The organism is Subtercola vilae, assembly GCF_004923255.1.
In the GTDB taxonomy this organism is placed as follows: domain Bacteria; phylum Actinomycetota; class Actinomycetes; order Actinomycetales; family Microbacteriaceae; genus Subtercola; species Subtercola vilae.
Genome location: NZ_QYRT01000028.1, coordinates 40,301 through 48,729, shown reverse-complemented (window position 1 = coordinate 48,729; position 8,429 = coordinate 40,301). Strand labels below are relative to the sequence as shown.

Genomic DNA, 8,429 nt, shown 5'->3' with positions numbered 1-8,429 from the left:
GTGGGTGGGTCAGGGGGTGGCGACGAAGCGGGCGCCGAGCCAGGCGAGGAGGTCGGCGACGACCTCGTCGCGGTTGGTCTCCCGCAGAACCTCGTGGCGGGCATCCGGATACGTGATGACCGTCACATCGTGCAGGCCGCTTCTGGCGCGGTAGGCGGCGGCCAGCTTCTGCACGCTCTGCTCGCCGCCCAGAACGTCGTCGGTTCCAGCCAGTATCAGCACGGGAACCTCGGAGTCGAGCCCGCGCGCCGGCCGCCCGAAGAGCCGCAGCCCGTCGGCCACGCCGAAGAGGGCGAGCACCTTCGCATCGAACATGAGGTCGTCGGCCGCGGCGGCGGTCTGCACGGCCACGTCGCGGCTCAGCCACTCGTAGCCGTGGCCCGATCCGTCGGCCGGGCGGTGCCGACGCGAGAGGTCACCGCCATCCATCGAACCCGGCATGCGGTACGCGGTACCCACCAGTACTGCCCCGGCGTAGGGCGCCGATGACAGGTTCAACACCTTCTGCGCCATCAGCGAGCCCCAGCTCTGCCCGAGCAGCACAATGGGAACGCCCGGGTTCTGGCTGTTGATGAGCGCCGTGAACTGCCGGATGCCCGCCACCGTGGCCCTCAGTCCGCCGGGGCCGAGCCGCCCCAGTTTCGCCCGATCGCCGCCGTACTGGGCGAGGCCGGTCTGACCGTGGCCCCGGTGATCGTTCGCGTACACCGAGTAGCCCGCATTGTTCAGCTCGATGGCGAGTTGCTCGTAGCGCAGTGCGTACTCGCCGAGCCCGTGTGCGAGCTGCACGATCGCCCGCGCATCCGGAACCAGCCACTGGTAGTAGCTGATCGGCACGCCCTGTTCATCGTTGAAAGTAGCCACGCTTCATTGTGCCACCGCAGGCTGCACGCCAGCCGTCTGGGCCAGCCGCCTGGCCCAGCCGCCCGCGCCGGCCGCCCCTCACACCTCGCGCGTGATCTCGACCTTCACGAACAAGCGCGATCCGAACGGCCCCGCGTACACCCCGCGCAGCGGCGCGACGTCGTTGTAGTCGCGCCCGCGACCCACTGTGACGTGCCGATCGCCGATGTCGATGGAGTTGGTGGGGTCGAACCCGCGCCAGTCACCGCAGAACCACTCGACCCACGCGTGCGACTCACCGGTGACGGTCTCGCCGACCGCGGCCGACGGTTTCGGGTGCAGGTAGCCCGACACGTAGCGCGCCGGAATTCCGACCGAGCGAAGTGCGCCGAGCGCGATGTGCGTGATGTCCTGGCAGACGCCCTTCTTCTCGACCCACGCCTCCCGGGCGTTGGTGTGCACGCCGGTCACCCCCGTCATGTACTGCACCTGACGGCCGATCTCGCTGCAGATCTCGAGCGCCGCGTCGCACGCGTTGTCGTACCGGGCGGCGATCTCCCGGGCGAGTGCGGCAACCTCGTCTGGTGGCTCGGTGAGCCCGGTCTGCTTGACCTGCTCGATGGTCGACGTCACCTTCGCCGCAGCGTCACGCAGGGCATCCCAGGTCAGCACGTGGGGCGGATGCTCGCGCGGCCGAACCTCGATCAACGAGTTCGCCGTGAGGCTCAGCTCTTTGTGGGGTGTGAGCACCTCGAACGACGACACGCGGGTTCCCCAGTAGTCGAGGTACGTGTGGTTCGACGAGAGCGGGGTGATGTCGAGGTTCGAGTAGAGCACGAACTGGCCCTCGCTCGACACGGGGAGCATGCGGGCCTCGTTGTACGACGCCTGCACCTCGCCCTCGTAGCGATAGCCGGTGACGTGGCGAATACGCAAGCGGTTCATACGTTCTCTCCCACCCAGCTCGGCGCCGCATTGGTTGGAAAGTAGCGCTGGCGAATGGCCTCGGATGCCTCGCTTGTGGCCTCTTGAACCAGGTCCATCTGGTGCGGCAGGTCGTGCAGAATGTCCATGATCGGTCGGTACTCCAGTTGGCTGCGAATCTGTCCGAGCAGGCGTTGGGCCTGGTCGGTGACGGCAAGCCGGGTGTTTCGGGGTTCGATGTCGCGAAGGCTCTGCTCAGCACGGGAGACCGAGAACAGAATCGAGCGGGGAAAGAGCCGGTCGAGCAGCAGAAACTCGGCGGCGTTGCGGGCGGAGGGTACGCCGCGGTAGGTGCGCAGGTACGACTCATAGGCCCCGCACGAGCGGAGGATCGTGGTCCACGACGGGCCGCTGGCCTCGGTGAGCGAGCGGGTCGCGAGCAGACGGGCCGTCATGTCGGCCCGTTCGAGCGAGCGGCCGAGGGTGAAGAAGTGCCACGCCTCGTCGCGCGAGGCCGCCGACTCCTGAATTCCCACGGCCAGCGCCGAGCGCTCGCGCACCCAGGCGAAGAACTCGTGCGTCTTCTCGACGGCGATCTTTCGCGGCATCTTTGCGCGAGTCGTGTTCAGGCACTCCCACAGCTCTGTTGACACGATCTCGCGGGCGCGCCGCGCGTTCTCGCGAGCGGCGCCCAGCGAGTAGGCGATCGACGCGGGCTGCGCGCGGTCGACCGCGAGAATCGCCAGCACGTCGGCGCGGGTCAGTTCATGGTCATCCGGAGGTATCTCGGCGCCCATCACCGCCAGCAGCGAACGGCAGGCGAGGTTCTCCTCGATCCACGGGTCTTCGAGCAGCAGCTGCAGGTGCACGTCGAGAATGCGGGCGGTGCCGTCGCTTCGTTCGATGTAGCGCCCGATCCAGAACAGGCTTTCGGCAATACGGCTCAGCATTACTCGGCTCCCACGGTGGTGTCGACGGCAGTCAGCTTCTCACCCAGCACCAGCGGCGGCAAGGGGGCGTGCTGCTGCTGCTGCTCCTGCTGTTGCTGCTCCTGCTGGTCTTGGTGCGAGCGCGGCTTGTCGTAGGGTGACTGGTCGGGCACGTGCTTCACGATCGGGATGGCCTGCGTGTTCGCAGCCTGGTCGGCCACCAGCCCCTGAATGTTCTGGGCCACCTGCGCCGTGCCGTCGATGGGCGAGAAACCACCCGCGAAGCCCACCACCCAGGTGTCTTTCGAGCCTCCGCCCTGCGAGGAGTTCACCACGAGCTCACCCTCGGGAAGAGCCACGCGCGTGAGGCCGCCGGGCAGCACCCAGATGTCTTTGCCGTCGTTCACCGCGAACGGGCGGAGGTCGGCGTGCCGCGGGCGCATGCCCTCTTCGACCAGGGTCGGAATGGTCGACAACTGCACCACGGGCTGCGCGATCCAGCCGCGGGGGTCTTTGAGCAGGCGTTTGCGAAGAGCGTCGAGTTCTTTCGCCGAGGCTGCCGGGCCCACGACGAGCCCCTTGCCACCCGAGCCGTCGACCGGCTTCACCACGAGCTCGCTCAGCCGGTCGAGCACCTCTTCGAGGGCTCCCGGGTCTTCGAGCCGCCACGTGTCGACGTTGGGCAGAAGCGGTTCTTCGCTGAGGTAGTAGCGAATCAGGTCGGGCAGGTAGGTGTAGACGAGCTTGTCGTCGGCCACGCCGTTGCCCACCGCGTTCGCGATGGTGACGTTGCCCAGGCGCGCCGCGAGCAGAATGCCGGGCGAGCCGAGCATCGAGTCGGCACGAAACTGCAATGGGTCGAGAAACTCGTCGTCGACACGTCGGTAGATGACGTCGACGCGGGTGGGGCCGGCGGTGGTGCGCATCCAGACCCGGCCGCCGGAGCAGAACAGGTCGCGGCCCTCGACGAGCTCGATGCCCATCAGGCGGGCGAGCAGGGTGTGCTCGAAGTAGGCCGAGTTGTAGACGCCGGGCGTGAGCACGACCACGTTGGGGTCTTCGACACCCTCGGGGGCGCTTGCCCGCAGCGCCTGCAGCAGCTTGTTGGGGTAGTCACCCACCGGTCGCACCCGCATCGATACGAAGAGTTCGGGCAGTGTCTGCGCCATCACCCGGCGGTTCGAGATGACGTAGCTCACACCCGAGGGAACCCGCACGTTGTCTTCGAGCACGCGCCAGGCACCCTGCTCGTCGCGAATGAGGTCGATGCCCGAGACCTGGATGCGCACGCCGTTCGCCGAGACGATGCCAGCCGCCTCTCGGTGGAAGTGACTGGATGAACTCACCAGCCCGGCCGGAATCACCCCGTCGCGCACCGCCGACTGCGCCCCGTAGATGTCGGCGAGAAAGGCTTCGAGCGCACGAACGCGCTGCTTGATGCCCGCCTCGACGTTCACCCACTCCTTCTGTTCGATGACCCGGGGAACCGCGTCGAGCGGGAAGGGCCGCTCTTCACCCGCGAAGTCGAACGTCACACCCTGGGCGAGGTACGAACTGGCGAGTGCGTCGGTGCGACCACGCAGTTCTTCCTGCGTCATGCGAGCCAGCGCGTTGTAGATGTCTTTGTACGCAGCGCGGGCTTCGACGGGCGATGACGAGCTCGGCTCAGGGAACATCTCGTCGAAGGCGGGCGCCCCTTTGATGGGCTTACGGGGCAGGAGTGTGGCGCCATAGCCGGCGAACAGGTCAACCATGGTGCGAGCCTAGTGGCCGTGTGTTGCCGGTGTGTTTCTGGGATATTTGCGGCTCACACGCGCTTCAGCCGTGGTCAGAACGGGGTACGCAGGTGTCGGCGTTCTTGCACAGTTAGGGTGACATGCCCCCGTGCTGGTGACAGAACTGATGTGATGACGCCGAACATCGCGATCGCCGTGTTGCCGACCCCTGGGGGAAAAATGTCTAGATTCACAAGCAGCAAGAAGCGCATCGCAGTCATCGTGACAGCAGCCGTTCTCGTTCTCGCCGGAGGCGGCGCAGCCTTCGCCTACTGGACCTCGACGGGCACCGGCGTCGGCAGCGCCACCACGGGCACCGACACCGCCTTCACCATCGCCTCGACAACGGCCGGCTCAGCCCTCACGCCCGGTGGCCCCACCGACACCGTCACTTTCATCGTGACGAACCCCGGTACCGGCAACCAGAACCTCACCGCCATCACCGCGGCCGTCGCCACGTCGACCGGTGCTGCCTGGACCACGGTTCCCGGATGCTCGGCTGCCGACTACACGGTGGGCACCCCCGTCGTGATCTTCGGCACCATTGCCCCCGCTGGTACCCTCACCGGCACCGTGACCATCACCATGAACAACACAGCAGCGAACCAGAACGCCTGCAAGGGTGCCGCTGTTCCGTTGTACTTCGCAGCCAGCTAGCCGCCAGGGGCCTGGCCCCCACCACCCGAGGAGCGCCGGGAACGGACAGCTGAACCATGAACACCGCACCACCCCGACACGGCAGGGAGTCTCACGGAACATCGTGGGGCGCCCTGCCGTTCGTCGTGCGCGCCGCGAGGTGGGGCACGACGAGGTGGGGCACAGTGAAATGGGGCACAGTGAAATGGGGCTCCGCGAGGTGGGGCCTGGCGGTTCTGGCGTTCGTTCTGGTGCTGGCACTGGCGGGCGGGGCCGGCTCCAGCCCCGCTGAAGCGTTCTGGCGCTCGACCGGCAAGGGCGTAGGCACAGCGACAACGGGAACACTGAACCCGGCGACGGCCGTGACGGTTCCGGCGACCAGCACGGGAACACTCACCGTGAGCTTCACCGCGTCGAGCAGCGTTCCGGCGCCCACCGGCTACTACGTCACGCGCACGATCGGCAGCGTGGCCTCTGCTGCGTGCGGCACCTCGGCGAGCGCCCTGATCACTGCGCTCTCCTGCAGCGACACCGTGACGGTGAACGGCAGTTACACGTACACCGTCATCGCCGTACGCGCTACATGGACGGCCTCGAGTACCGCCAGCGCAGCCGTCGTGGTGGGCATCCCGACCAAGCTGGTCTTCACCACGCAGCCCTCGGCCGTGGTGGCCGGGGTCGCCGTCAGCCCGGGCGTTGCCGTCACCGTCGAGACGTCGGCCAGCGTGGCCGTACCGGTGGCCGGAACGAGCATCACACTCGCCATCGCCACGAACCCGGCGGCGGGAACGCTGTCGGGAACCCTCACCGCCACGACGAACGCGAGCGGTGTGGCCACCTTCTCGACCCTCTCGGTGAACAAGGCCGGCGTCGGGTACACGCTGGCGGCATCCAGTACCGGGCTCACGGGCGCCACCAGTTCGGCGTTCACCGTGACCGCGGCCGCGCCCAGCAAAGTGGTCTTCACGTCGGCGGCCCTGACCGCCACCACCTCGGCGAGCGCCAACCTCGGGCCGGTGACCCTGGCGCTGCAGGATGCGTTCGACAACGCTGCGATTGCACCGACCGGCGGGTACACGGTGGTGCTGACCACCACGTCGACGGCCGGCACCACGGGCACCGTCTTCGCCCCGACCACCGTTGCCACGACAACTGCTCTGGTGCGCTTCGCCGCCGGGGTGAGCACGACGACGTTCTTCTACGGCGACAAGCGGGTTGGCACACCCACCCTGACGGCGGCGATCACCGGGCTCACCTCCGCCACACAGACAGCGACGATCACCATCGGCACACCAGTGCTCACGTTCACGGTGAACCCGGCGGCGAGCGTCAAACAGAACACGAACATGACTCCGGCGCTGCAGGTGACGATCGCCGACCAGTTCGGCAACGTGGGATCGGGCGCGGTCACGCTCTCGATCAGCGCGAACTCGAGCCTGCTCGGGCTGCTCGGCACCATCGGCGGCACCACCACGGTGACGGCGGTGAGCGGTACGGCAACCTTCAGTACCATTCAGATCAACGGGCTGCTCGCCGTGGGCAACGGGTACACCCTGCAGGCTGCCTCGACGGGTGCAACCAGCATTCTCAGCACGGCCTTCAACGTGACGCTGTGACGTGCGAACCGCTGGCGAACACCGGCCTGGCACCGCTCTGGCCGCTCGGAGTCGCGCTGGCGCTCGTGTTGGTGGGCGTGCTCGTGCTGCTCGCGCGGAGTCGGCGGCGCGGTCGGAGGAGACTCTCGGCCGCAATGGTGCTGCTTGCGGTCGCGGCGGCAATGCTCGGTACGGCGAGCGGCCCGGCCTCGCCCGCACTGGCGGTGACCGTCGGGCAGTGCACGCCGGGCATCGGCGGCCCGGGCGGCATCGGCTCGGAAGATCAGGGCAATGACGGCGACACCCCCGACAGAACCGTGACGCTCGCCATCGTGCAGACCTCCACGAACGCGGGGCTGGCTCCGGATGCCCCGGCCAGCGCCCTCGCCGGCATCGTCTCCAACGACGGCGCCCACAGCGTCTACGTCACCCGCATCACCGTCAGTATCAGCGCGGTCACCGCCGCAGACGGATCACCCCTCGCCGCGTGCGATGCCAGCGACTACGAACTGGCGAACTCGGAGATGGCGGTGAACCGCACGATCGACCCCGGTGAGGGCGCGGCGTTCGGTGGGGCATCCATCGGCTTCATCAACAAACCGGTGAACCAGGATGCCTGCAAGAACGCGACCGTCTGGTTGCGCTACCTCAGCTCGTGACGACCTTCTCGGTGCGCCACAAGCGCGCTCAGCCCGCGAGCACCGGCTCGGCCACGACGAGAGCGGTCGAGTCGCGCACGACGAGTTCGGGGGCGAACACCACCTGCTGGGGCTCGTAATCTGCCGAGTTCTCTGACTCGGCGAGCAGCAGTTCGACGGCGGTGCGGCCGATGAGCGTGCTCGGCTGGCGAATGGAAGTGAGCGGCACCACGGTGGCCGACGCGAACGCGATGTCGTCGTACCCGATGAGGGCGATGTCGTCGGGTACCCGCAGGTTGCTCACCATGGTGAGTCCCTGCAGCACTCCTACGGCGAGCAGATCGTTGGCGGCGAACACGGCGTCGGGCCTGGCTCCCGGCGCTCTGGCGGTGATGAGTTCGCCGATGCGCCGACCCTCGAGCACAGTGAGGGCCCGTGTGCCCAGCACCTCGAGGGTGGCACCCGGCACCGAGTTGAGGGCTCGACTGGCCCCTTCGAGCCGGTCGGCGACCTGCCTGATCTTGGTGGGCCCGCCGACGAACGCGATCTTGCGCCGGCCGATCGACAGCAGATGTTCCACGGCGAGCGCGCCGCCGGCCACGTCATCGACCGACACCGAGGAGAACGAGGTGTCGGAGATGGCGCGGTCGACCAGAACGGTGGGAATGTCTCGGGTGCGAAGGCGCGTCACCTGGGGCCAGATCTCCGCCACGGGCGAGATGAGCATGCCGCGCACCCGCTGCTCTTCGAACAGCGCCAGGTGCGCCGTCTCGCGGGCGGCGCTGCCGTGGCTGTTGCCGAGCAGCATGGCGAACCCCGCCTCTGACGCCCGGTCTTCGGCGCCCTCGGCGAGGTCGGTGAAGAACGGGTTGCCGATGTCGAGCACCAGCAGCCCGATGCTCCGGCTGCGGCCGGCTCGCAACTGCCGGGCCGCGTCATTGCGCACAAAACCGAGCTTGTCGATGGCATCGTGCACCCGTCGCAGGGTCGACGGCGACACCCGGTCTGGCCGGTTCAGCGCATTCGAGACCGTGCCGAGTGACACCCCGGCCAGGGCAGCGACATCACGAACGTTCACTGCTGCCATGT

The 8,429-nt window shown here is 67.9% G+C and carries 8 protein-coding genes; 3 read left to right on the top strand and 5 right to left on the bottom strand.

Going from position 1 to position 8,429, the window contains the following annotated elements:
- Positions 1–9 precede the first annotated feature (9 nt).
- The 4 genes from D4765_RS13430 to D4765_RS13415 form a co-directional block, all read right to left on the bottom strand.
- Positions 10–864 carry an alpha/beta hydrolase gene (locus D4765_RS13430; RefSeq protein WP_136642812.1) on the bottom strand — a complete coding sequence of 285 codons (855 nt, stop codon included), beginning with the start codon at positions 862–864 and terminating at the stop codon, positions 10–12.
- A 78-nt stretch (positions 865–942) separates the two neighbouring features.
- Positions 943–1,788 carry a transglutaminase family protein gene (locus D4765_RS13425; protein WP_136642811.1) on the bottom strand — a complete coding sequence of 282 codons (846 nt, stop codon included), beginning with the start codon at positions 1,786–1,788 and terminating at the stop codon, positions 943–945.
- The gene (locus D4765_RS13420; RefSeq protein ID WP_136642810.1) at positions 1,785–2,717 is read right to left on the bottom strand and encodes an alpha-E domain-containing protein; all 933 of its coding nucleotides are present in this window, start codon (positions 2,715–2,717) and stop codon (positions 1,785–1,787) included. The genes D4765_RS13425 and D4765_RS13420 overlap by 4 nt, the downstream gene beginning before the upstream one ends.
- The gene (locus tag D4765_RS13415; RefSeq protein WP_136642809.1) at positions 2,717–4,450 is read right to left on the bottom strand and encodes a circularly permuted type 2 ATP-grasp protein; all 1,734 of its coding nucleotides are present in this window, start codon (positions 4,448–4,450) and stop codon (positions 2,717–2,719) included. Before D4765_RS13415 ends, D4765_RS13420 begins: the two co-directional genes overlap by 1 nt.
- A 201-nt stretch (positions 4,451–4,651) precedes the next feature.
- Between D4765_RS13415 and D4765_RS13410 the strand changes: the two genes are divergently transcribed.
- Genes D4765_RS13410 through D4765_RS13400 form a run of 3 tightly spaced genes read left to right on the top strand, consistent with a single transcriptional unit; the run spans position 4,652 to position 7,361 of the window.
- On the top strand, positions 4,652–5,128 hold the full coding sequence (locus D4765_RS13410) for a flagellar basal body-associated FliL family protein (RefSeq protein ID WP_136642808.1): 477 nt from the start codon (positions 4,652–4,654) through the stop codon (positions 5,126–5,128).
- Positions 5,129–5,184: 56 nt separating this feature from the next.
- Positions 5,185–6,723, top strand: coding sequence for a DUF4175 domain-containing protein (locus D4765_RS13405; protein ID WP_136642807.1), 1,539 nt, complete (start codon positions 5,185–5,187; stop codon positions 6,721–6,723).
- A complete protein-coding gene (locus D4765_RS13400) occupies positions 6,720–7,361 on the top strand; it encodes a hypothetical protein (protein ID WP_136642806.1) in 642 nt (213 codons plus the stop codon). The genes D4765_RS13405 and D4765_RS13400 overlap by 4 nt, the downstream gene beginning before the upstream one ends.
- 28 nt (positions 7,362–7,389) lie before the next feature.
- Here the strand turns inward: D4765_RS13400 and D4765_RS13395 are convergent, their stop codons facing one another.
- Positions 7,390–8,427, bottom strand: a complete 1,038-nt coding sequence (locus tag D4765_RS13395) for a LacI family DNA-binding transcriptional regulator (protein ID WP_136642805.1) — start codon at positions 8,425–8,427, stop codon at positions 7,390–7,392.
- Positions 8,428–8,429 lie beyond the last annotated feature (2 nt).